Annotated in this window: 17 protein-coding genes; 3 read left to right on the forward strand and 14 right to left on the reverse strand. The window is 57.0% G+C overall.

The features are described from left to right. Position 1 precedes the first annotated feature (1 nt). The 8 genes from ACK2JC_RS09765 to ACK2JC_RS09800 form a co-directional block, all read right to left on the reverse strand. The gene (locus tag ACK2JC_RS09765; protein WP_302327017.1) at positions 2 to 1,081 is read right to left on the reverse strand and encodes an ABC transporter permease; all 1,080 of its coding nucleotides are present in this window, start codon (positions 1,079 to 1,081) and stop codon (positions 2 to 4) included. After that, positions 1,081 to 2,607, reverse strand: coding sequence for an ABC transporter ATP-binding protein (locus ACK2JC_RS09770; RefSeq protein ID WP_309471711.1), 1,527 nt, complete (start codon positions 2,605 to 2,607; stop codon positions 1,081 to 1,083). Before ACK2JC_RS09770 ends, ACK2JC_RS09765 begins: the two co-directional genes overlap by 1 nt. A 96-nt stretch (positions 2,608 to 2,703) precedes the next feature. Further along, the gene (locus ACK2JC_RS09775) at positions 2,704 to 3,924 is read right to left on the reverse strand and encodes a BMP family ABC transporter substrate-binding protein (RefSeq protein WP_320936457.1); all 1,221 of its coding nucleotides are present in this window, start codon (positions 3,922 to 3,924) and stop codon (positions 2,704 to 2,706) included. Positions 3,925 to 4,081: 157 nt separating this feature from the next. Continuing rightward, complete coding sequence (locus ACK2JC_RS09780) at positions 4,082 to 5,140, reverse strand: helix-turn-helix domain-containing protein (RefSeq protein WP_007718743.1); 1,059 nt, start codon at positions 5,138 to 5,140, stop codon at positions 4,082 to 4,084. Positions 5,141 to 5,226: 86 nt separating this feature from the next. Further along, a complete protein-coding gene (locus ACK2JC_RS09785) occupies positions 5,227 to 5,730 on the reverse strand; it encodes a nitroreductase family protein (RefSeq protein WP_320936458.1) in 504 nt (167 codons plus the stop codon). Between the two features lie 1,111 nt (positions 5,731 to 6,841). Continuing rightward, positions 6,842 to 8,491 carry an ABC transporter permease gene (locus tag ACK2JC_RS09790; protein WP_092367532.1) on the reverse strand — a complete coding sequence of 550 codons (1,650 nt, stop codon included), beginning with the start codon at positions 8,489 to 8,491 and terminating at the stop codon, positions 6,842 to 6,844. Continuing rightward, positions 8,481 to 9,596, reverse strand: a complete 1,116-nt coding sequence (locus ACK2JC_RS09795) for an ABC transporter ATP-binding protein (protein WP_118756860.1) — start codon at positions 9,594 to 9,596, stop codon at positions 8,481 to 8,483. The genes ACK2JC_RS09790 and ACK2JC_RS09795 overlap by 11 nt, the downstream gene beginning before the upstream one ends. Positions 9,597 to 9,764: 168 nt before the next feature. After that, entirely contained in the window at positions 9,765 to 10,874 is a 1,110-nt protein-coding gene (locus tag ACK2JC_RS09800) for an ABC transporter substrate-binding protein (RefSeq protein WP_320937969.1), read from the reverse strand. A gap of 295 nt (positions 10,875 to 11,169) precedes the next feature. Between ACK2JC_RS09800 and ACK2JC_RS09805 the strand changes: the two genes are divergently transcribed. Together ACK2JC_RS09805 and ACK2JC_RS09810 are read left to right on the forward strand one after the other, a co-directional pair. Continuing rightward, on the forward strand, positions 11,170 to 11,856 hold the full coding sequence (locus ACK2JC_RS09805; RefSeq protein WP_320937968.1) for an N-acetylmannosamine-6-phosphate 2-epimerase: 687 nt from the start codon (positions 11,170 to 11,172) through the stop codon (positions 11,854 to 11,856). 30 nt (positions 11,857 to 11,886) lie between these two features. Next, a complete protein-coding gene (locus ACK2JC_RS09810; RefSeq protein WP_092367544.1) occupies positions 11,887 to 12,744 on the forward strand; it encodes a MurR/RpiR family transcriptional regulator in 858 nt (285 codons plus the stop codon). A 152-nt stretch (positions 12,745 to 12,896) separates the two neighbouring features. On the opposite strand, the gene nth is transcribed toward ACK2JC_RS09810, so the two are convergent. The 3 genes from nth to ACK2JC_RS09825 form a co-directional block, all read right to left on the reverse strand. Beyond that, the gene (gene nth, locus ACK2JC_RS09815; RefSeq protein WP_092367547.1) at positions 12,897 to 13,556 is read right to left on the reverse strand and encodes an endonuclease III; all 660 of its coding nucleotides are present in this window, start codon (positions 13,554 to 13,556) and stop codon (positions 12,897 to 12,899) included. Positions 13,557 to 13,687: 131 nt separating this feature from the next. Then, entirely contained in the window at positions 13,688 to 15,478 is a 1,791-nt protein-coding gene (locus tag ACK2JC_RS09820; protein WP_368272442.1) for a B12-binding domain-containing radical SAM protein, read from the reverse strand. Between the two features lie 4 nt (positions 15,479 to 15,482). Continuing rightward, on the reverse strand, positions 15,483 to 15,977 hold the full coding sequence (locus ACK2JC_RS09825) for a deoxycytidylate deaminase (protein ID WP_092367553.1): 495 nt from the start codon (positions 15,975 to 15,977) through the stop codon (positions 15,483 to 15,485). 445 nt (positions 15,978 to 16,422) lie between these two features. Here ACK2JC_RS09825 and ACK2JC_RS09830 point away from each other — a divergent pair, with 445 nt between their 5' ends. Continuing rightward, positions 16,423 to 17,313: a hypothetical protein gene (locus ACK2JC_RS09830; RefSeq protein WP_368272648.1), complete on the forward strand. Its 891-nt coding sequence runs from the start codon at positions 16,423 to 16,425 to the stop codon at positions 17,311 to 17,313. A gap of 192 nt (positions 17,314 to 17,505) precedes the next feature. On the opposite strand, the gene ACK2JC_RS09835 is transcribed toward ACK2JC_RS09830, so the two are convergent. From ACK2JC_RS09835 to ACK2JC_RS09845, 3 genes are read right to left on the reverse strand one after another with little or no spacing between them, the layout of a single operon-like run. Further along, positions 17,506 to 17,868: a DUF1667 domain-containing protein gene (locus ACK2JC_RS09835; RefSeq protein ID WP_092367559.1), complete on the reverse strand. Its 363-nt coding sequence runs from the start codon at positions 17,866 to 17,868 to the stop codon at positions 17,506 to 17,508. Then, a complete protein-coding gene (locus ACK2JC_RS09840) occupies positions 17,862 to 19,109 on the reverse strand; it encodes an NAD(P)/FAD-dependent oxidoreductase (protein ID WP_320937965.1) in 1,248 nt (415 codons plus the stop codon). The genes ACK2JC_RS09835 and ACK2JC_RS09840 overlap by 7 nt, the downstream gene beginning before the upstream one ends. Then, entirely contained in the window at positions 19,109 to 20,572 is a 1,464-nt protein-coding gene (locus ACK2JC_RS09845; RefSeq protein ID WP_368272650.1) for an NAD(P)/FAD-dependent oxidoreductase, read from the reverse strand. Before ACK2JC_RS09845 ends, ACK2JC_RS09840 begins: the two co-directional genes overlap by 1 nt. Positions 20,573 to 20,722: the final 150 nt, after the last annotated feature.

Consider the following 20,722-nt stretch of genomic DNA (forward strand, 5'->3'; position numbering starts at 1 on the left):
CCTACCTTTCTTTCCAAACAATCCGGTAATTCATGAACATGGTTCCCGCCGCCACAAAGAACAGGATGGAACCCTGAATCATCTGCACCGTGGAGACCGGAAGTCCCAGCTTCTGGATGGTATTGCCGCCCACAAGCAGCGCTCCGAACAGGAAGGACACCAGCACGGCCCCCAGGGGATGGCACTGGGCCAGATAGGCGATGGTCATTCCCGACGGGCCCACCTGGGCCGCGAAATTGGCCTGGAGGCGGTGTGTGATGCCGCACACCTCGGACATACCGGCCAGACCGGCGATTCCGGCGCTGACGAACATCACGGCCAGCACGTAACGCTTCACCGGGATTCCGGCGTACTCGGCTACCCTGGGATTGGTGCCAATGAGCTTGATCTCATAGCCCCACTTGGTCTTGGCCAGAATGAACCAGAGAATCAGCGCGATGACCACGCCGATCACCACCCCTGCGTGGATGCGCGTGCCGAAAAAGGTGGGCATCTCCCCGACTCTGGGGAATTTTTCCGTGCGCGGGAAGGCGAAACCCGTAGGATCCTTCCAGGGCCCCTGGATCAGCCAGGAAATGAACAGGGTGCCCACGTAGTTTAACATCAGGCAGGTGATCAGCTCGTTCACCTTCCATTTTACCTTTAAAATAGCCGGGATCAGGCCGTAAAGGCCCGCGCAGATAAAGGCAGCCAGAAACGCGGCGGTCAGGGTGGTTTTCTTGTCATAGCCCTGCAGATGCAGCACCACATAGGTGGCGGCCGCCGCCCCGATGTGCAGCTGGCCTTCGCCTCCGGCGTTCCAAATCTGCATCTTAAAGGCAAAGGACACGCCCACGGAAACGATCATCAGGGGAATCATTTTCACCACGGTCTCCCCCAGACCGTAGAGGGAGCCGAAGGCCCCGCCGAACATCACGGAGTACACTTTGATGGGCGACTCCCCCGCCGCCATCAGAAATATGGCCGAAAACATGAAACCTCCGATGATGGAGGCCACCGGCACCGCGATTTTAAACCAGCCCGGGGTCTCCATGCGCTTTACAAGCGTCAACGCTCTCTGCCGTTTGATTGTCTCTTCCATCACGCCTCACCCCCTAACCGGGCCGCTCCCGCCATGGCCATGCCGATCTGTTCCAGACCGACCTCGCCCACGGGCAGAATCCCCATAAATGTTCCCTCGTACATCACGGCCACACGGTCGCTGAGCTGGAAGATTTCGTCCAGGTCCTCGGAAACCAGCAGCACGCCTGCCCCCCGGGACTTCTCCTGGACCAGGATCTTGTGGATGCTCTCCGTGGCCTTGATATCCAGTCCCCGCACCGGATAGCTGGCCAGGATGACCGACGGGTTCTCCGCCGTCTCCCGGGCCAGAATCAGCTTCTGGGCGTTTCCGCCGGACATACTCTGCACCAGGCTCTTAGGCCCGCCCACCTTGATCTCAAATTCCTCGATAAACCGCCCGGCCTGCTGCTCCAGCTTCCGGTAATTGAGCACGCCCCTGCGGCAGAACTCCGGCTTGCGGTAGCATTTTAGGCTGGCGTTTTCCGTCACGGTCATGGTCTTGATCAGCGCGAAGCCGTAGCGGTCCTCCGGGATAAAGGCCACGCCCCGGCCAATCCGCTCCCTGGGCGAGGACCTGGAAATGTCCTCCCCCCGGACTTCCAAATGGCCGGACACGGTGGGCCTTAATCCGGCCAGCGCCTCCATCAGCTCCTTCTGCCCGTTTCCGGACACCCCCGCGATCCCCAGGATTTCCCCTGCGTACAGGTCAAAGCTCAGATCGTTCACCGCCTTCAGCTTCTTGTCGTTTAGCACGGTCAGGCCCTTAACCCGCAGGATCGCCTCGTTCCTGGTGGTATTTTCCGTGTTCCGGCGTCCCATGGAGATTTCCCGGCCCACCATCAGCTGGGCCAGCTCCTGCTCCGTGGTCTCCTCCTTTTTCAGGGCCTTCACCAGGCAGCCGTCCCGCAGCACCGTGATCCGGTCCGCAAACTCCATCACCTCGTTCATCTTGTGTGTGATGAAAATGATGGTGCAGCCCATGGCGGCCATGTTGCGCAGGGTGCCGAACAGCTCCCTCACCTCGTCCGGGGTCAGAACCGCCGTGGGCTCGTCCAGAATCAGGATATTGGCCTTGCGGTACAGCACCTTTAAAATTTCCACCCGCTGCTGCTCGCCGATGGACAGCTGCCATATGGCCGAGGCGGGATTGATATCGATTTTATACTCCTCGGACAGGGCCTTCACCTGCTGCTCCAGGGCCTGCTTTTTGAGGATTTTTACCTGCTCCATGCCCAGCACGATGTTTTCCGCCACCGTAAAGGGCTTCACCAGCTTAAAATGCTGGTAAATCATACCGATTCCCAGCGCCAGGGCGTCCCCCGGCGACTTCATGGAGACCCGCGCTCCGTTAATCAGGATTTCCCCGCCGTCCGGCCTTAACACGCCGGTTAGGATGTTCATCAGGGTGCTTTTTCCGGCGCCGTTTTCCCCCAGCAGCGCATGGATTTCCCCTTTGTAGGCGGTGAAATCAACGTTGTCGTTGGCCAGCGTAGCGGGAAACTCCTTGCGGATCTGTTTCATTTCTACCGTTGCAATTTCAGCCATTTACCTTCTTCCTTCCTTTTCGGAATCAAAACGCCGGGGCGGGCTGTTAAGTCTTTCGCCCACCCCGGCGCTGTCTGATCCGCCTGCTGCCTTCGTTTAATCTACCGGTTTATCCGCCCAGTTGTCGATGACGTTGGGCAGGAACCACTGCATGCTGTTGGCCGCCTCGCCGGTCAGGGACTCGCCCTCGGGCACCCGCAGCTTTCCGGTGTTGTCGTACAGCGGGCCTACAAAGACTTCCTCGCCGTCCATGAATTTCTGCTTCTGCTCCTCGATCATATCGATCACGTTCTGAGGAACCGCGTCGCTGTAATCCGCCAGGCTGATGGCACCGTCGTTGATATCCAGCTCGCACCAGGCGCCCTTAAAGCTGCCTTCGCGGACCGCCTCAACCTGTTTGGCCATCCAGGGGCCCCAGGTCCAGCAGTTGGAGGTGAGCTGCTGCGTGGGTGCAAATTCCCGCATATCCACGGAGCTGCCGATGAATTTCACGCCGCGCTCCTCGCAGACCTGCGCTACCGCGGAGGAGCTTAAGTCGATACAGATCAGGTCACATCCCTGGTCGATCAGGGTGTTTGCGCACAGGGCGTCGGTGGTGGGATCGTTAAAGGAGTTGGACCACAGGGTCACTACCTTGGCGTCCGGGTTGGTGGCTGCCACGCCCGCTGCAAAGCCGTTCAGCTGTTTGATGGGATCCGGGAAGGGGATACTGGAGCAGTAGCCGATCTTGTCCACTTCCGTCAGCTCGCCCGCCATCATGCCGGTCAGGTAACGCCCCTGCTCCAGCTTGGCGATGTAAATGGACAGGTTGTCCTTGGTCTCATAACCGGAGCCGTTGATAAACGCGATATCCGGGTACTCGTCGGCCAGAGCCAGCATGTAGTCCAAATAGTCGAAGGACGTGCCCACGATGATCTCGCAGCCGTCGTTTATGTACTCTCTCATCACGCGCTCGCAGTCCGCGCCGCCCGCGATATTCTCCACCTTGAAGGTTTCCACGTTCTCGCAGTTCTCTTCCAGGTACAGCCTGGCGTTCTCATGGGTCTGAGCCCACGCGTCCGTGCTGATCACGTTGCTGAACAGGAAACCGATCTTGATCAGGCGGTTGGGGTCCTTGCCGTCCGCCTGGGCCTGGCTCTCCCCGCCCGCGCTCTCGGTTCCCGCCGCCTCCGGCGTATTCTGTTCGGCTTCCGTCTGGGCCTTCGTCTCAGCCGCCGTAGTCTCCGGCGCCTTCTCCTTACATCCGCTGAGCGCCATAGTCGAGACCATGGCCACCGCCATCAGCAAACCGATGAGCTTCTTTCCACACTTCTTCATCTTTATCCTCCTTTGGTTGTATAACACTTATCAGCCGGAAACCGGCCGAATACTCACATGGTTGGGGGTTCATTTTCAGAACATGTACATTGTATATTGTATCCGTTATGAGGGCGGAATCATTGCATGGCGCAGTCCGCCTGGTACCCCTGTACCGTCACTTGGACAGGCGGTACAGGACGTACAGGACATAGAGATAAAACAGGTCCTGGAAACTTCTGGGGTTCTTTCCGGTCAGCTCCTGAATCTTGTCCAGCCGGTATTTCAGGGTGTTGCGGTGGATGAACAGCTTGTGGATCACCTCCGCGGAGTTGCCGCTCTCCTGGATGTACATCTCCAGGGTCTGAAGCAGGTCCGCGTGCTGAGGTTGTTCAAACAGCTCCAACACACCTTTTTTGACTTTGAGGTCCTGGATTTTCGAGAGGGCGTAGGCGAACTCGTAATCCCGGTAATCATAGATATTTTTCTGAGGGTGGAGGCGTTTGCCCGCGAAGAGGGCGTTCTGGGCCACCACAAAGGAGCGGTTCAGACTGGTCTCCACGCTGCCCACCGCGATCTTGATGTCGTGGAACAGGGCCGCCACCTGCCGGAGCACCGACTCGTCGGTTCCCTCCTGCAGGATCAGCACCAGGCAGCTGTTGTTGTGGCACAGGTAATAGTTGGGTCCGCTGAGGATCCGCTCCACCGCCTTCTGGGCGCTGACCGGGTTCCAGATGCCGTCCAGCACCACCGTATAGTACGGCTGCGTCACATCGATTCCCAGGCGCACGCCCCTGCGGATAAAGGGCAGGGTGTACTCCTCCGTATTGTTCAGCCATTCCGTCAGGTACTCGAAATACATGACGTAGCTGGTCTGGTCGGGATTGTTGAAATAGGGCTGGCAGATCACGCTCTCGCCCACCGCCTTGGCGATGGAGGTCAGCCGCTTGATCCGCTCCGGGTCCCCGGTCATGATAATGGCTCCCACGCAGATGTCCCGGAAGAACAGCGGCGTGGCGGTGGTATTTCCCTCATAATGCCGCTCATTGTAGGACTGGAGCTGGCCGGCCTGCTCGATGCATTCCTTGGCCAGCCTGGAGGACTTTCCCAGGAACGCGGCGCTGGAGCTGGCAATAATGCAGCCGTTTTCATCGGCTACGCTGACTCCCTTTGGCACGATCTCCATCAGCTCGAACACGATATTCTGGGCCTGGGCTACCGACAAATATACACTCATAATCGCTCCTCATGAAAGGGCAACGCCCGGCGATGGAGATTGGAAGGCGCTGATTTTCAGTACGTTTCGGCGCTCCGGCGGGAGGATCATTTTTCCCAGCGGATGCGCTTGGGGTCGAAGCGGTCCTTTGCCTTCTGCTCCCCCGCCGGATGTCCCACCGGAACGGCTGCGAAGGGGATCAGGTTCTCCGGCAGTTCAAATGCCTCCCGGATGGCGCTGACCCGGTCCTGCCTGGGGTACATCCCCAGCCACACGCCGCCCAGGCCCTGTTCCACGGCCTCGATGAGCATGTTCTCCACGCAGGCGCTCATGTCCTGTACCCACCAGGGGCTTTCCGGCGAAATCCGGTTCAAATCCGCCAACGCCACGATGACCACAGGCGCTCTGCGGCAGCTCCCGGCGTAGGGGCTGGACGCGGCCAGCGCTTCCCTGCCCTGCTCCGACTGCACAACCAGAAATTCCCAGGGCTGTTCATTCTTTGCGGTGGGGGCCTGCATCCCTGCGCGCATGATGGCCCGCAGCTGTTCCCTGGTGACCGGGTCGGGTGTGAATTCGCGGCAGGAATAACGGGTTAATACGGAATCCGGCATAGGCGCTTCCTCCTGATCAGGAAAGGAAGATACTATATTGTCCAGTATCTTCCTAAATATCTGTTTCTTTTTTGTTTATTATGAGGATATCATATCATTTTGAGTGACTTCTTTCAATGAAATGCGACAGGAAATTAATATCTTGTTCAAGTGCACAACCAGGTGAAATTTTTTTTGTGGGCTTGCACGATGGGATAAGGTGGGGTGATAAGGGGTGATTAAGGGGGCTTATAGGGGAAGAGGGAGAGGGGATATTTGATGGGGGGGAGGTGTTGGCGTTCGTGAGAGGCAGGGGAGCGGGGGAGGAGGTTCCAGGGCTCCGTGGTGGGAGAGTCTAGGACGCAAGGGGCGCGAAAAGGCGGGCACCGCTCCGCACTACGGGCGCCGGCCTGATGCCGCCCCCCTCCGGCTACGCTTTGCTGCGGGCTTTGAGAGCCCTCCGCAATCCCACCTTTTCACACCCCTTCCGCCCAAGACTCTCCGAACCACTCCACAGTCACCTCCTCCCCCGCTCCCCTGCCTCTCACCCACTACTCTTTCTCTCTTCCCCTCTCGCACTTCCACGTTTTTGGAGGGAGAAAAAACATTTCTTCGGCTCTTTAGGCCCCTCCTTAACCTAATACGCTATCACCCCCACCAGGCTCCGACACTCACGAATCAACCTAATGGAGCATATATCTTTTGCCGCAGGCAAAAAAATGGGCGGGCGACCTTCTTCTATAATGTGGATGCGCCAGCGGACGGGGAGAAAAACTGAGGGGGAAAAGAGGTGGGGGACGGGCAGGGAGGTTGGGCGATTTTCCGGGAGGGGAGATGGGTCTTAGCCTGGAGAGGACGCGGAGCAGGGGGTGAGGGAGGGCGCTCAACGCCCGAGCGAAAGGGAATACGGAGGGGCAGGCATCAGGCCTGCGCCGGAGTTTTCCCGATCCCCCTGCGGAGCGTCCTCTCCGGGCTTAGAGCCATCCCCCGGTTCGGACTATGAGCCCGGCCTCCCTGCCCGTCCCCCACCTCTTTTCTGGAACTACCTTATCCCGTCCGCCCCCCCCCCCCTCTAAAAAAATCCCCACACCCGTCACTCCCAAAAGCAACGGCTGCAGGGACATCATTTCACTCACATGGTAATATCCTTCGACTTAGAAATCCTCATAAAGATCAATATCGACAACGCCGTCAACGACGTCAACACCGTAGAAAGCGCCGCCGCGACTCCATAGTTCCCCCGGATTACCTCCGTATAAATAGACACCGTCAACGTTTTCGTCTTCCCCGTATACAGAATAATCGCCGTGGACAACTCCGTGATCATCGTCACCCAGCTCAAGATCGCTCCCGACACGATCCCGTTGGCCATCATGGGAATTGTGATGGCAAAGAAGGTTTTCATCTTGGAGGTGCCAAGGCTGATGGACGCTTCCTCGATGGTGATGGGAATCTGCTGTAAAATCGCCACGCTGGACCTTATGGTGTAGGGCAGCCTGCGGATGACCAGGGCCACGATCATGATCAAAAAGGTTCCGCTGATGATGAGCGGCGGACGGTTAAAGCAGATCAACATGGCGATTCCGATAACGGAACCGGGGATAATGTAGGGCATCATGGAAATCAGGTCCATGGTATTGGTGGCCGCGTTGCGTCTGCGCACCGCCAGGTATGCGATCAGCACCGCCATGAGAATGATCACCACCAGCGCGCTGCCCGCGATCACAAAGGTATTGACGATGGAACTGCCCATCTTGGAAAACGCCGTGCGGTAGCTGCCCAGCCAGTACCCGTCCTTGAACACCAGGCCCTCCGTTTTCAGGAAGGAGGTGTAAATCACGTAGCACTGGGGCACGATGGAGAGACCGACCACAAGATAGGAATACAGGTGGATCAGCACGCCCCGGACGCCTTTGAGCTCCTTGGGCTCGATGGGGTGAAGGGCGTTCATGGTAAATGCCAGCTTGTTGGAGGCGTGCTTCTGGGCCATGAAGATCAACGCCGTGATGATGATGGCGATGATACTGATGGCGGCCGCGAAACCGTCGTCTCCGCTGACCTCGCCCATGAATTCATTGTAGATGAGCACCGGGAAGGTCCGGTAGCCCTCGCCGATCAGCATGGGCGTGCCGAAATCCGCCAGGGCGCGCATGAATACCAGCAGGCTGCTGGCCAGAATGGTGGGCATGACCAGCGGGATAATCAGGCTGAAGAAACGCTTCACGCCGCTGCAGCCCAGGTTAAGGCTGGCTTCCATTAAGGACTGATCGATGTTTTTTAAGGCGCCGGACACGTACAGGAATACCAGCGGGTAAAGCTGCAGGGTCAGCACCACCAGGATGCCCACAAAACCGTAAATGTTGATTCCCTGGATGTTGAAGGTGTCCTTTAAGAAGGTGGTCACAACGCCGCTTCTGCCCATCAGAAGAATCCAGGAATATGCGCCGATAAACGGCGCGGACATGGACGACAGGATGATCAGGATTCTGAGCACTCCGTTGCCCCTAATCTTATACATGGTAAAGAAATACGCCAGGGGCGCGCCCAGAAGCAGGGTGGTGACGGTGGTGCACAGGGTCACCTTCAGGCTGTTTAACAGGGTTCCAAAATAGTATTTCTTGCCGAAAAATTTGCTGAAATAGCCCAGAGTGAAAACGCCGTCCGGGCCGTACACGGAGCGCCGGAGCAGATTCAGCATGGGGTACAGCAGAAAAATCGCGTACGCGCCCAGCAGTGCGATGGTAATATAACCCCAAACGTCCAGTTTGAATTTACTCTTCATCGTCCTCCACTCCCACTAAGTAATTGCGGCTGCCGTCCTCGGAGAGAATATTGATCTTCTCCTGCTTCACGGTCAGAGAAATTTTTGTCTGCGGCTTGATAATGTGGTCGATGGTGGACTCCTGAATAATGTCCACGCGCTCGCCCGTTGCAAGGCGCACATTGTAATGGGTGTTCAGCCCCAGGAAAATGCTGCTCTCCACCACGGCCTCCACCGCCCCGGCTTTCCCCGACTCATGGATGACAAACTCCTCCGGGCGGACGGAAACCTTCACAGGGTATGTGCCTTTTCCAAGCCCCTTGAGGCCGGTGATGTCCGCGCCGCAGGTCCGGGCCAGCACCAGGCTGCCGGTTCCATTTTCCCCGACGGTCAGCGTGCCCTCCACGATATTGGTGCGCCCGATGAAGGTGGCCGTGAACAGGTTCTTCGGCCGCTGGTACAGCTGCTGGGGCGTTCCGATCTGCTGGATCACACCGTGGTCGAACACGGCGATGCGGTCGGAAACGGCCATGGCCTCCTCCTGGTCGTGGGTCACGTAAACCGTGGTGATGCCCACCTGGTTCTGGATGTCCTTGATGGCGGAGCGCATCTCCACCCGCAGCTTGGCGTCCAGGTTAGAGAGGGGCTCATCCATGAGCAGCACGTCCGGATGGATCACCAGCGCCCGGGCCAGGGCCACGCGCTGCTGTTGTCCTCCTGAGAGGCGCTCCGGCAGGCGGTCCTTGTACTCCTCGATCTGCATGAGCTTCAGGTACTCGTCGGTCCGGCTCTCCATCTCCTCCTTACTGCACTTGCGGTTTTTCAGGCCGAAGCCCACGTTCTGGCGCACGGTCAGATGGGGGAAAATGGCGTAGTTCTGAAATACCATGCCGATATTGCGCTTGTTCGGCTCCACGTCGTTGATCCGTTTCTCATTAAAATAAAAATCCCCGCCTTCAATACTGTTAAAGCCGGCGATCATTCGCAGAAGTGTGGTTTTTCCGCACCCGGAGGGGCCCAGGAGGGTGAAAAACTCGCCCTCCCGAATGTCCAGCGACAGATCCGGAATCACCGTGTTGTTACCGTATTTTTTGACTGCGTGGCTGATCTTGATTGCAACACTCATGTTATATCTCCTCCAGAAGCCTTGATTGGCAACTGTCCGAAACCCAGGCAGTTACCGGCACAATCCCGGATAAACGCCGGCGGCGGTGGGATTGTGCCTGCTTTTCCACGTTTTTTGAGGCCGCGCGGTTAGTGCGCGGTCCGGATGAACCTTATTCTGCCGTTTACCTTACTGCAGGCTTGCAAATAAGTCTTTGTAGCGCTCCACAATCTCGTTCTTGTGCTCCGCGATGTACGCGATGTCCTCGGTGATGGTATGGATCTCGCCGATGGGCGTAAGGGTCTTGCTGGGAATGGAGGCGATAATGGGGCGGATGGTTAAGTTGTCGCCGAACTGCTGCTGTACTTCATCGGAAATCAGGTAATCGATGAACAGCTTGGCGTTGTCCATGTTCTTGGCGCCCTTGATGATCGCGGCTCCGCTGGGCAGGTATACGGCACCCTCGCTGGGGAATACGATCTCAACCGGCGCTCCGTCCGCAACCAGGGTTGCGCAGGGATCCTCGTAGGTCAGACCCACGGTATACTCGCCGTCCGCAACGCCCTTGTACACGGCGCTGGAACCGGACAGCACCTTGCCGTCCCACTGCTCGATCAGCTTGCCCACAAAATCCCAGGCCTCGTCGCTGTCGTATCCGCCCTTGGCCAGCAGAATATTGGTCAGCTGCGCAAATGCGCTGGAGGAGGTGGCGGGGTCGCAGGTGGCGATCTTACCCTTTAACTCCGGGTTCAGCAGGTCTTCGTAGCTCTCAATCTTGATATCTCCGATCAGGTCCTTGTTCACCAGCAGGCAGCTGCCGTTGATGGTGTAGTTCGTGTAGAAACCTGTTGTGTTCTGGAATTCCTCCGGAAGGTTCTTATCGTTGGGAGACACATACTCCTCGAACAGATCCGGGTTCTGTTTGTAAATGGCATAGTTTACGCCGCCGAAGTCGATATCCGCGTAGGGATCGTTTGCCTCGGAACTCAGGCGCTTGATCAGTTCTCCGGCTCCCGCGGAAATCACTTCCACCTCGATGCCGTATTTCTCCTCAAAGCCGGGAATTACATTGTTCATGATTCCTTCGGAGTTGGGGGAATACACAACCAGCTTTCCGCCGGTGGTCTTGGCTTCCTCCTTGCTCTCCTCACCGGACTGCTCCCCAGCGGACTCCGCCTTTGCCTCAGTTTTCGCTTCCGCCTTCGTCTCCGCCGTGGTGGGCGTGCTTCCGCCGCCGCATGCTGTAAGCCCCATTGCCATAACCGCTGCCAATACCCCTGCTAAATAACGTTTCCTCATAACTGATAACTCCTCCTTTTGATTATCATAGTTGACTATGTTCAGCTCTGTTTGATAAAACACAGCCATACCTTTCCCGTGCTTTTATATTAGCATACCGATTATGCAAAATCAACACGAAAAGCAAAAATATTTTTTATTTCATATCTAAATTGGATATAAAAATAAATTTTTCTTTTATTCTTGTGTTTTTTCTTTGGTTAATTTATAATAAGGACAGCGGCTCTGACCTTGTCGGTTTCCATACATTTCCCGTATGCGACATTTTATCATTTCAATTCGGAGGTGCTAATAAATGAGTAACTTTCTTGAGCAGGTTCACAAAAAGCTGATTGTATCCTGCCAGGCTTTGGAGCATGAACCGCTCCACAGCTCCTATATTATGTCCCGGATGGCCTACGCGGCCATGTTGGGAGGCGCGGCCGGAATCCGTGCAAACACGGTGGAGGATATAACGGCCATTAAGGAGACCGTGAATCTGCCGGTGATCGGCATTATCAAGCACGTGTACGGGGACTGCCCGGTTTTCATCACACCCACGGAACGCGAAGTGGATGCGCTGGTCTCCTGCGGCACCGAGGTGATCGCCCTGGACGCCACCAGCCGGCCCCGGCCGGACGGTGTTTCCCTGCCGGAACTGTTTTCCGCGATCCGCAGGAAATATCCCGGCCAGCTCTTCATGGCGGACTGCTCCACCTACGAGGACGCGGCCGCGGCCAGGGACATGGGATTTGACATCGTGGGAACTACCCTGCGCGGATATACCCGGGAGACGGCCGGAATGGAGATACCGGACATGGATCTGATCGCCCGTCTGGGGCAGACCATGGGAATTCCCGTGATTGCCGAGGGTGGTATCTGGACGCCGCAGCAGCTCCATGATATACTCTCTATGGATGGAATACACGCGGCTGTGATCGGAGGCGCTATCACAAGACCTCTGGAAATCACCAAGCGCTTTGTGCAGGCCATCGAATCATAGACATGACATACATATTTTTGGAGGTACTCTATGGCGGACGTCAACCTGATTGACAAAATCCTCTCGTCCTACAGCCATTTCACCAAACTGGAAAAAAAAGTGGCTGATTTTGTGCTCGAAAACCCCCAGGAGGTTCTGGATCTGACCATCAGCGATCTGGCGGAGCGCTGCGGAGTGGGCGACACCACCGTATTCCGTTTCTGCCGTTCCCTGAAGCTGGGCGGTTATCAGGATTTCAAGCTGTCGCTGGCACTCAGTACCCACTCCCGCGAGATGCTGGACATCAACGCCAATGTGGACGTGGCGGACTCCAGGGACATCCGGGAAATTTCCCAGAAAATCCTGTCCGTATACACGGCTGCGCTGAACCACGCTTACAATTACTTAAACTTTGAGGCCGTGAGCCGGACGGTGGACCAGATCATTTCCGCTAATCAGATTTACTTATACGGCTTCGGAGGTTCCGCCATCACCTCGCTGGAGATGCAGAACAAGTTCCTGCGGCTTATGCCCAATATCTCCTTCACCAGCGATGCGCACATGCAGCTGACCTCCGCCACGCTGCTGCGCCCCGGGGATCTGGCCATTATCTTCTGCAATTCCGGCATGACCAAGGACTGCATCCAGATCGCCAAGTCTGTCCGGGAATCCGGCGGAACCACAGTGTTTATCACCAGCTTTTTAAAGACTCCGGCGGCGCCCTACGCGGATATCCTGCTCCAGTGCGGAGCCAGAGAAGGCCCCATGCAGGGCGGCTCCATCTCGGCCATCGCCTCCCAGATGTACATGGTGGACATTCTCTACGCCGAGCTGTTCCGGCGCATGAACGGCGACGCGGAGATCAATAAACAAAAGACCTCACAGGCGATTGCGGAGAAGATGTTGTAGGGGTGGGGTGCAGGCTGCAGCCTATCGCGTTAAACCAAAAGACAGAGGTACTGCGGATCACCGTCCGGCGATCAGGCTGTACCTCTGTCTTTTTATTGAATGCAATGGGCCGCTGTTGCAGCCGACGGACGTTTTTTTACTGAACAGGCATTTTACCCCTCGTCCTCCCGCCCCGGACAAAACTCCCGCAGGAAGCACTCCCCACACTTGGGGCGTCGGGCGATGCAGATACTGCGGCCCAGGGTAATAATGTGGATATTCCAGAGAATCCAGTGATCCCTTGGCAGCGCCTTCATCAGATCCTGCTCAATTTTAACCGGGTCCTCGGACTTGGTCAGGCCCAGCTTGCGGGAGATCCGCTTTACGTGGGTGTCCACCACGATGCTGGGTTCGTTGTAGATATTTCCGCGGATCACATTGGCGGTCTTGCGGCCCACGCCGGCCAGTGCCGTCAGCTCCTCAATGGTCCGCGGCACCTCGCCACCGTGTTTGTCCACCAGGTCCCGGCAGCAGGCGATAATGTTTTTGGCCTTCATATGGTAAAAGCCCGTGGAGTGAATATCCTGCTCCAGCTCCTTCAAATCGGCATTCGCAAACTTCTCCAGAGTGTCGTATTTGCGGAACAGATCGGCGGTGACAATGTTGACCCGGGCGTCCGTGCACTGGGCGCTCATAATCACGGCGATCAACAGCTGCCATGGGGTCTCATGATTCAAATAACAGCGGTATTCCGTGCCGTACTCCCGGTCCAGTGCCGCCAGTATCTTCCGGATCCGCTCCGCCTGCTGCGCTTTTGTCTCTCGTCTTGCCATTCCGGTCTATATTCCTTTCTCTGTGTGTTCATTCCGCGCCCATAACGGTTTTTCGCAGTTATAGGCTTCTATTATTTAGCACATTTTCGGCTTTATGTCAACCTTTTATATGGACCTTTTCACGGTTTCTTTCACCGTTTTACCGCTCCGTCCAAATCCAGACGCCAGGTTTTGGCATTATAATCCAGGGGATCCCGGTCACGGTAGTCGAAGAGCACCAGCGTCCCGTCTCCCATGCCCTCCAGGTGGGTCATCCGCTGAAGCTGGCGGCCGTCGCAGCCCTGGTACCCGGAAAGATACCTGGGTTCCTGCGCTTCCACCCGGTAAAATTCCCGTATCCGCTCCTTAAAAGGATTCTGGTCCCGTGCAAATTCCGGCCGGCTTTTGGCATTTTCCCGCAGATACAGGTCGAAAACCAGCGCATCCCGGTAAATCTCCCTCCGTCCACAGTCCACGGTGAGGGAACCGATCATTTTCCACAGAATCTCATAGCGGGCGGCGCGGCTGTGGTTAAGCCCCGCATACCCCTGTTCCCGGTAAAATCGGGCCATGTGCAGAAACATGTCGTAGGGTGTGGAAAACTCCTCCTGCAGCAGCGCAAGTGTGTGGACAAACTGACGGCTGTTGTAATGGATCTCAACCATCTCCTCCACGCCCTTGAGCTCCAACAGCTCCTCGTAGGAAATCCATCTGGTGGACAAAACCTCGTAGGGCGGGCGGCGTGAATACACCAGGCCGTAGGATTCCGCCATCTCCGCCATATGAGACCCTTTAAGCACCTTCAAAAATCCCAGCTGCAGCTGCTCCGGCTCCATGCCGTACACCTCGTTGAAGGACGTTCGGAACGACTCGATTCCCTCCCAGGGCAGCCCCGCGATCAGATCCAGGTGTTGGTGGATTTTGTGCCAGCTGTTGATACGCGCCGTAATCCGGCGAATCTCCCCGATATCCGTGCGGCGGCGGATCTCCCGCAGCGTTTGCGGGTTGGTGGACTGTACGCCGATCTCCAGCTGCACCAGGCCGGGGCGCATCTTCTCCAGCAACTCCATCTCCTCCTCGTCCAGCAGGTCGGCGGCAATCTCAAAATGGAAATTGGTCACGCCGTTGTCATGCTCCTGGATATGCCTCCATATGGCGAGAGCGTGGCTTTTCTTACAGTTAAAGGTGCGGTCCACAAATTTCACCTGGGGCACCTTTCGCTCCAGAAACCAGTCCAGCTCCTGCTTTACCAAGGAAATGGGCCGGAAACGCAGCGCCTTGTCCACCGAGGACAGACAGTAGGAGCAGGAAAAAGGGCAGCCTCTGCTGCTCTCATAGTAGATGATCCGATGCTCCAGATTCTCTAGTCCCAGTTGTTTGTAAGAAAATGGAAATGAACCCATATCCGACGGCGGCCCGCCCGGCGTCTGGAAAATGCCGCCGTCGCGGCGCCGGAAGGCCAGGTTGGGGATGGCGGCAAGATCGGCGTCCGACGGGCCTGGGATCCCACTCTCCGCCTGCAACAGCGCTCCCAACCTCTCAGCCTCCCCATAAGCCGCCGCCAGCCAACAAAACGTCTCCTCCCCCTCCCCTTTCATCACGCCCCGAACCGCGGGCAGGGGATGCAGCAGTCTTTCGCATTCAAAAGAAACCTCCGGGCCGCCCAGCCAAATCTCCGTTTGAGGCAGCACCAGGGCTAAGTCGGCGATCAGCTCCCGGATAAAGGAGATATTCCAGATGTAACAGGAAAATCCCACTGCCTCCGGCCTGCGGCGGTAAATGTCCTGGAGCACCTGCTCCAGCTGATGGTTGATGGTGTACTCCGCCAACTCGATCTCCACCGGTTCCCCGGCCATACGGGCGTCCGCACAGGCTTTGAGGCTGTAAATCCCCAGATTGGAGTGAATATATTTGGCGTTCACCGCCGCCAAAAGAAATTTCATGGGATTACACCTCAATCTCGATCTTGCGACCGGTGGACTGATACTGGTAATAGCGCACGCCCGCCGCGTTCAGCATCCGTTTGGAAGCCCGCACCGCGGGGGTGTCCGCATACTTGTCCTGCCCGTACACAATGGTCTTGATTCCGGCCTGAATAATCGCCTTGGCGCACTCATTGCAGGGAAACAGGGTTACATAAAGCTTGCTTCCCTCCAGGCTTCCGCCCCGGTAGTTGAGAATCGCGTTCAACTCGCTGTGGGTGGAATAAAAATACTTCGCGTTGTAGGGGTCGTCCGCCTCGTTCTCCCTTTCCCAGGGAAATTCGTCGTCGGAACAGCCCTTGGGGAATCCGTTGTATCCCATGGACAGGATCTTATTGTCCTGGCTCACAATACAGGCCCCCACCTGGGTGCTGGGATCCTTGGACCGCTTCCCGGCCAGGATGGCCACCCCCATAAAATACTCGTCCCACGTAATATAATCCGTACGTTTTCCTGTCATTTTCTTCTCCTCCTCAATCCATAAATTCAAGCATTCTCTCCCGGCAGATCCGTGCCTCACCGGCCCGCCGCCGGAACTGTTTCCTTTTATCATAGAACATATTGAAGAAAAAAACAATATCATGTGAAACGGCAATCACAGGAAAAGTTGATGTTGCGCCGCTGACCGGATTGTGCTATCCTGTTCTTATCTTTCTAAAACAGGTTCCGGGAGCTTCGGAAACTGTTCCAGGCCCGTAAGGGCATCTGTGATTCATGATTACTGTTCACTCCGTTCCCAGCAACACGCTTCGCGATGCACAGAAACGGTAAAAAACACCGTTTCGCGCCGCTACCCTCGGGTTTTCTGTGAACGGTAACCGGTTCATGATTCATTTCTGAATTCATTCCTCCACAACCATTTACAATCCCACTCTGTTTATAGTACAATGAAAGGAGAAATGCACATGGTAGTTGTGCGTGTAAATCACAAGTTTAAGGACTGCCTGTTCCGGGTGATATTCAGCGAGAAGAAGGAACTGCTGGCGCTCTACAATGCCCTCAACGGCTCCCATTATCAGAATCCCGACGACCTGACCATCACGACCATCGGGGATGTTCTGTATCTGGGCATGAAGAACGATATCTCGTTTCTGATCGGGCAGCATCCCAGCTTATACGAGGCCCAAAGCACCTGGAATCCGAACATGCCGCTTCGGGGACTGTTCTATTTCAGCCGCCTTTACCAGGGTTACATAAAGGAACACCAGCTGGATCTCTATTCCCGGCGGCCGCTGTCCCTTCCATTTCCCGAGTTCGTCGTGTTTTACAACGGAACTATGGATCAGCCGGACCGTATGGAGCTGCGGCTGTCCGATTTGTTCTCCCAGGCCGAAGGCGTTCCCTGCCTGGAGTGCACCGCCACCATGATCAACATCAATTTTGGGCATAATGAAGAGATGATGAAGAGCTGCCGGAAGCTGTACGAGTACGCTTTTCTGATCAACGCGGTCCGCAGCCGTCTGAATGAGGGCCTTCACCTGGAAGCGGCGGTGGATCAGGCCGTGGAGGATTGTATCCAGAATGACATCTTAAAAAGCTTCCTGTTGAAACACCGCGAGGAGGTGAGAGAAATGATCTTATCGGAATACGACGAAGAACTGCATATCAATAGCGAGAAGAAGATCAGCTATGAGGAGGGCTTGGAAGCGGGCGTCGTACAGGGCACCCATCACGGCCAGGAACGGGTGAACGCATTGATCACCCGGCTGGCGGCAGCGGGGCGTGCGGATGACATCATCCGCTCCGCCTCTGATCCCGCATATCAGGAGCAGCTGTTTGAAGAATTTGGTATATAAGAAAAACAGGCCGGACGCGTATCAGAACGTGCTCCGACCTGTTTTACTTGGCTGTAATGATCCACTGGCGCAGCCTGCGGGCGATTGCTGAATGTAATGGGCCGCTGGCGCAGCCTGCGGGCGATTGCTGGATGTAATGGGCCGCTGGCGCAGCCTGCGGGCCATTACTCAAAAATCCAATAATTCGGGAAGCTATCGCCTCCCCACCCCTTTCGTCACAATCACGTCGCTGTCCAGCCCCAGAATCCCCTTAATCACCACAGTCCCGGCCTCCACCGGCGCGTCCACCGCGACGCCGCGGATCTCAGCCATGGCGTCGAATATCCTCGCCTTGGGAATGGGGTTTGTCAGGCGCACGCTGGCCAGAGGCAGCTCGCCGCCCTTTACCAGCACCGATGTGGCGATGTTGCGCCGGGGATCGGTCAGCTCCTGGTTGACGTAGGCTTCCCCCTTGGGGCAAAGAGCGCCCTCGATAGACACGATCTGATTGTCCTCCACCCCGGCGGTTATCTCACAGCCGTTGGGGCAGATAATACACGTAAACTCTCTCAACATTCCACGCTCACCTCCAGATCCCCGTTCTGCGCGATCCGGTCCGCTTTTACGGCAAGCTGGATCATTTCCGCCGGGATTGCCTTCTTCATTTTCTTAGACGCAAGCTCCACACCGTTCTGGCGCACCACCACGCGGCAGTCCTTCATGGGCCGGTTCACCCGCATGGACAGCTTGAACGCCCTGGTTCCGCTGACCCGCTGGGGCACCGTGTGGTTGATATTCCCGTCCGTGCGCACCGCCAGCGGGCATTCCGGCAGACGACCCCGCCGCACATATTCCGCGGCGCTCTCCGCCAGATCTTCCGCCTCCATGGACACGAAGTCCACCAGGTCGTGGACGTGGAGCACATTCCCCGCGGCGAATATCCCCTCCACTCCGGTCTGGAAATATTCATCCACCACCGCGCCTCTGGTGCGGCTGTCCAGGTCCACGCCCGCGTCTATGGAAAGCTCGTTCTCCGGGATCAGGCCCACGGACAGGATCAGGGTGTCGCACCGGTATTCCCGCTCCGTTCCGGGGATGGGTTTAAAATGTTCGTCCACCGCGGACACCGTCACCCCCGTCAGCCTGGAGTTCCCATGTATTTCCGTCACCGTGTGGCTCAGATACAGAGGGATGTCATAGTCGTTCAGGCACTGCTCGATGTTCCTGGGAAGCCCGCTGGGGTACGGCTGAATCTCAAATACAGCCTGCACGTGGGCCCCCTCCAGCGTCAGACGCCTGGCCATGATCATGCCGATGTCGCCGGAGCCCAGGATGACCACCTCTTTGGCGGGCATCCGGTTGTACAGGTTCATATATGCCTGGGCCACCCCCGCGGTGAACACCCCTGTGGGCCGCTCCCCGGGAATGCCCAGGGCTCCGCGGGTCCGCTCCCGGCAGCCCATGGTCAGAATCACGGCTTTGGCCTGCCACTGCACCAGCCCACCGGAGGAAACGGCGGTCACCACCTTGCCGTAGCTCACCTCCAGCACCGTGGTGTCCGTCACATAGGGAATCCCCAGCTCCTTCACCTGGTCGATAAAGCGCTGTGCGTACTCCGGGCCGCTGAGGGTGGTCTTAAAACGGGTCAGGCCGAATCCGTCGTGGATACACTGGCGCAGAATCCCGCCCAGATGCGTTTCCCGCTCCAGGATCAAAATGTCCCGGATTCCCTGCTCGTACAGCCTGACCGCGGCCGCCAGTCCCGCCGGGCCTCCTCCCACGATGACAACATCTACATTTTCCTTACGAATCTCCATCACAACACCTCCTCACGGACTTTGCCGAAGAACATCCGGGAACCGGTTCTGGCGTAGCGCACCTCCGTCTCATCCTTTCCCAGCTCCTCCTCGATCATCTTTGCGATGCGCATCTGGCAGTAACCGCCCTGGCAGCGCCCCATCATGGAGCGGGTCCTGTACTTGATCCCCACCATGGTGTCCACGCCCAGGGGATTGTGGATGGCCTGGAGAATCTCCGCCCTGGTCACCTTCTCGCAGCGGCAGACCACTTCGCCGTAATCCGGGTTCTCCGCGGCCAGCCGGGCCTGCTCTTCTAAGGGCTGCTCCGCAAAACGGACGATTCCCCTGCGCACCGGGTTGAAGTCCGGGTTGGGCTTTAATTCCTCCCGCTCCTTCATCAGACCGATGGCGTACCGGGCGATGGGCACTGCCGCGGTCAGGCCCGGGGACTCGATGCCCACCAGGTTGATGGCCCGTGGAGCCAGGTCGTCCCGGATTTCGATCTTAAAATCCTGGATCACGCCCTGATCGTCCACCCATTTGGGCAGAATGCCGGAGTAATTGCGTATGTAGTCCGATTTGTGGATGCAGGGCCACAGGTCGGAGGCGCTGTCCGCCAGATAATCCATGTTCTCCTGGGGCACGCCGTAGTAGGTGAAGTCCGTCACCGTCTCCGCGTTGGGCCCGATGATCACGTTGCCGTCGGTGGTATTGGTCACATGGATGCCCATGTAGGTGTTGCTGGGCACTGGGTAGACGGGCATGGGAAGGAGGGGGCCGGTGCGTTTGTCCAGGATGATATAATCGCCCTTAGAGCCGATCACCTTGTATCCCCTGATTCCCAGCATATCGGAAATTTTGCCGCAGCCCAGTCCCGCGCTGTTGACCACCCAGCGGGCGGAAAACATCCCCTGACTGGTGGTCAGATGATACACACCCTCCCCGTCCCGGCCGATGGCTGTCACTTCGTGATCCAGATAGTAGTCCACTCCGTTATCATGGGCGTTCTCCGCCAGGGCGATGGTGTAGTTGAAGGGGTCTAAAATGCCGCTGTAAGGCGAAAACATGGCGAACTCTCCCACCACCGCAGGAACCAGCTCATGGAGCTTTTCCTTGTCAATGATCACCAGCCCCCTGGCTCCGTTGGCCTCCCCCTGCTTCAGCGTGCGCTTTAAGGTCTCCATGTCCTCGTCCGTGTTGCCCACCAGCACCTTTCCGCAGCGCTGGAACCGGAAATCCAGCTCTTCAGACAACTGATCCATCATCCGGTTTCCCTCCACGCACAGCTTCGCCTTCAGCGTCCCGGTGTCATAGGCAAAACCGCCGTGAACCACAGCGGAATTGCGCCCGCTGGTCTCATAGCAGACGTCCAGGTTCTTCTCCAGCACGCCGATTTTCAGCTGATACCTGGACATTTCCCTGGCGATGGCGCTTCCGACTACGCCCCCGCCGATTATCAATACATCATACCGTTGTTCCATTTCCTCTGCCCCTCCTGATCTCTCGTGGCTTTCCGGCTTGTTCCGGACATGGGCGCTTATTCATCCCATGAATATAGTTTATTTTTACCACACCAAGCGGGATCCGTCAACAAAAAAATGGGATGAACCGCAATATTCATCCCATGAATT

The sequence above is a fragment of the Enterocloster lavalensis genome, from assembly GCF_046603895.1.
In the GTDB taxonomy this organism is placed as follows: domain Bacteria; phylum Bacillota; class Clostridia; order Lachnospirales; family Lachnospiraceae; genus Enterocloster; species Enterocloster lavalensis.

Bases quoted from the DNA above. Each gene is read 5' to 3' on its own strand.
- ACK2JC_RS09765 (WP_302327017.1), bottom strand. From the start codon at position 1,081: ATGGAAGAGACAATCAAACGGCAGAGAGCGTTGACGCTTGTAAAGCGC.
- ACK2JC_RS09770 (WP_309471711.1), bottom strand. From the start codon at position 2,607: ATGGCTGAAATTGCAACGGTAGAAATGAAACAGATCCGCAAGGAGTTT.
- ACK2JC_RS09775 (WP_320936457.1), bottom strand. From the start codon at position 3,924: ATGAAGAAGTGTGGAAAGAAGCTCATCGGTTTGCTGATGGCGGTGGCC.
- ACK2JC_RS09780 (WP_007718743.1), bottom strand. From the start codon at position 5,140: ATGAGTGTATATTTGTCGGTAGCCCAGGCCCAGAATATCGTGTTCGAG.
- ACK2JC_RS09785 (WP_320936458.1), bottom strand. From the start codon at position 5,730: ATGCCGGATTCCGTATTAACCCGTTATTCCTGCCGCGAATTCACACCC.
- ACK2JC_RS09790 (WP_092367532.1), bottom strand. From the start codon at position 8,491: ATGAAGAGTAAATTCAAACTGGACGTTTGGGGTTATATTACCATCGCA.
- ACK2JC_RS09795 (WP_118756860.1), bottom strand. From the start codon at position 9,596: ATGAGTGTTGCAATCAAGATCAGCCACGCAGTCAAAAAATACGGTAAC.
- ACK2JC_RS09800 (WP_320937969.1), bottom strand. From the start codon at position 10,874: ATGAGGAAACGTTATTTAGCAGGGGTATTGGCAGCGGTTATGGCAATG.
- ACK2JC_RS09805 (WP_320937968.1), top strand. From the start codon at position 11,170: ATGAGTAACTTTCTTGAGCAGGTTCACAAAAAGCTGATTGTATCCTGC.
- ACK2JC_RS09810 (WP_092367544.1), top strand. From the start codon at position 11,887: ATGGCGGACGTCAACCTGATTGACAAAATCCTCTCGTCCTACAGCCAT.
- nth (WP_092367547.1), bottom strand. From the start codon at position 13,556: ATGGCAAGACGAGAGACAAAAGCGCAGCAGGCGGAGCGGATCCGGAAG.
- ACK2JC_RS09820 (WP_368272442.1), bottom strand. From the start codon at position 15,478: ATGAAATTTCTTTTGGCGGCGGTGAACGCCAAATATATTCACTCCAAT.
- ACK2JC_RS09825 (WP_092367553.1), bottom strand. From the start codon at position 15,977: ATGACAGGAAAACGTACGGATTATATTACGTGGGACGAGTATTTTATG.
- ACK2JC_RS09830 (WP_368272648.1), top strand. From the start codon at position 16,423: ATGGTAGTTGTGCGTGTAAATCACAAGTTTAAGGACTGCCTGTTCCGG.
- ACK2JC_RS09835 (WP_092367559.1), bottom strand. From the start codon at position 17,868: ATGTTGAGAGAGTTTACGTGTATTATCTGCCCCAACGGCTGTGAGATA.
- ACK2JC_RS09840 (WP_320937965.1), bottom strand. From the start codon at position 19,109: ATGGAGATTCGTAAGGAAAATGTAGATGTTGTCATCGTGGGAGGAGGC.
- ACK2JC_RS09845 (WP_368272650.1), bottom strand. From the start codon at position 20,572: ATGGAACAACGGTATGATGTATTGATAATCGGCGGGGGCGTAGTCGGA.